Annotated in this window: 1 protein-coding gene and 4 pseudogenes; all 5 read left to right on the plus strand. The window is 31.4% G+C overall.

Features of this window, described 5'->3' with window-relative positions:
• A pseudogene (locus tag MRZ08_RS01350) lies at window positions 1-654 on the plus strand (DNA topoisomerase); the annotation flags it as partial.
• Window positions 647-784 (plus strand): annotated as a pseudogene (locus MRZ08_RS01355) (DNA (cytosine-5-)-methyltransferase); the annotation flags it as partial. The pseudogenes MRZ08_RS01350 and MRZ08_RS01355, both read left to right, overlap by 8 nt.
• 19 nt (window positions 785-803) lie before the next feature.
• A pseudogene (locus tag MRZ08_RS08070) lies at window positions 804-1,210 on the plus strand (DUF1492 domain-containing protein).
• 32 nt (window positions 1,211-1,242) lie between these two features.
• Entirely contained in the window at window positions 1,243-1,746 is a 504-nt protein-coding gene (locus MRZ08_RS01365; protein ID WP_297378425.1) for a hypothetical protein, read from the plus strand.
• A gap of 427 nt (window positions 1,747-2,173) precedes the next feature.
• Window positions 2,174-2,298: pseudogene (locus tag MRZ08_RS08075) on the plus strand (DNA cytosine methyltransferase); the annotation flags it as partial.

Genomic DNA, 2,298 nt, shown 5'->3' on the forward strand with positions numbered 1-2,298 from the left:
GCTTCATGTTCGGATAACTTAAAGGAATCAAGTAGAAAAATCAGATATGAATATGACAAGTTTAACTTTAATGCAAGTGGCAAGACTATAATCGATGAAGGTTATACCAAGTATTTAAAGCCTTATCGAAAGGAAAGACAATAAAATGAATTACCAGATGTAAAGACTGGAGATAAAATTAGGCTAACTTCTAAAAACATATCGGAGAAATTTACCAAAGCTCCAAGCCATTATAATGAAGATACACTTTTAAAGGCTATGGAGAATGCAGGAGTAGAATCCTTGGATAAAGCTATAGAAGTAGAATACCCTCGTCTCAATTCGTCATCAACTCATTCTTCGTTGGACGAATTGGACTGGGGCAGACCCAGAAAAGGCTTAGGAACACCAGCCACAAGAGCAGGAATTATCGAAAATCTTATCCATAAGGATCTTATAAGAAGAGATAAGAAAAATCTACTTGTAACAGAAAAAGGCAATAGGCTTGTATCAATTGTAGAGGATAAGTTTAAGTCGGCAGAAACAACATCTGAATGGGAAATGAAACTTGCAAAGATTAGCTTTGGTGAAGTAGATAAAGAAGACTTTTTAAGAGAGATTGAAGATAGTATAAGGGAGCTTGTATATAGGTACAAGAATAATCTAAATGAATAAGGTAAAAATATTAGAGCTTTTCGGTGGCATAGGTGCTATTAGAAAGGCTTTTATTAATTTAAAGATATTTTATGAAGTAGTTGATTATGTAGAAATAGATAAGGCTTGTGTTAAATCTTTCGCTCTTTTTTTATTTATGGAGGTAAGAAATGAATGCAAAAGAATATTTAAAACAAGCATTTTATTTGGACAAGAGAATTAATTCTAAGCTTGAGCAAGTAGAAAGTCTTAATACACTAGCTACAAAAGCCACATCAACCTTATCAGATATGCCAAAGAGTCCTAGTAGAGGAACATCAAGACTTGAAGAAACAATAGTGAAGATTATAGATCTTCAAGAAGAAATCAATAGGGATATAGATAAGTTGGTGGACTTGAAGAGGGAAATAGCTAATTCAATTTTGCATTAAAAGACAAAGAGGAACAAACAGTGCTTGAAAAAAGATATCTTTGTTTTGAATCTTGGGAAAAGATTGCAGTAGATATGGATTACTCAATTCAGTACTGCTTTAATATCCATAGGAATGCACTAAAAGCAATTGACATGAAGTTCTAATACTGATAAAGTTTATATAGGAGGGATATAAAATGAACAAAAAAATCATATCATTATCACTAGCGACTGTATTCGCTTTACAATCTATAACACCGATTGCTTATGCTAAGGAAGAAGATAATTTTAGCTATGTGATTGAAGAAGTAGAAAATTTAGATATTACTAATGATGAGTATATAGAATTTATAAATGAATTTAACAAGTCTTTAAATGAAGATGGCATTATTCTGACAAAAGATAGAGGATTAAAATCAAAGTCTGCTAAAGTTGCAGCAAAATCTATGAAGAAAGCTCTGTATAAAATTGGAAGCAGATCTTTTGATAAAGCAATTAAAGCAGCTGCAAAAAAACTTCCTGAGAAGGCTGGGAAAATTATTGTTGAAAAGGTTACTTATTCTAAGGTTTCGGCTGTACTAAATATTGTGGCTAATGTTGAAGGCACAATAACTGATGCATTAGCAAATCAACTAGCAAAAATAATGCCTAGAAGTATTGCCAATATGGCTTCTAGAGCTATAATTTTTATATTGCTATAGTATGAAACGTGAAGAAATATTAAGAAAAATTTATCTTTTTTTAGTTTTTTATGTTTTATCTAATTTGATATCGGTAGAAGATAGCTTGTTATATAAGAGTTTGTATTCAGTCTTGCTAGTATCTACAGCATTTTATTTCTTTAAGAAAAACAAATAGTAAAGTTGATAGAATAAGAGTAGAGAAATGTAATATAGTTAAAATAGCAAAAGAATAATAAAATGAGCCTTGGAGATTAAATCTTCAGGGCTTTTTGTATGGAGTGATAAAGTGCCAAGAAAACCTAAGAGACCATGTTCTTATCCAGGTTGTCCAAAACTAGTTGATGGAAGATTCTGTAAGGAACATGAGAAAGAATACAACAAAGCTTATGAAAAATACAAAAGAAACCCTGAGACTCATAAGCGCTATGGAAAAGCATGGAGGAGTAAAAACTCAGGAACTAGATCAAGCTTACTATTTGAAACAATTAGAATAATTAAAGAAATGAAAGATAAACCTAAATGGATAATTTGGGAAAATGTAAAGGGAGTCCTTGATAGAAATATGAGGGA

The organism is Anaerococcus sp., assembly GCF_022770135.1.
GTDB lineage: Bacteria > Bacillota > Clostridia > Tissierellales > Peptoniphilaceae > Anaerococcus.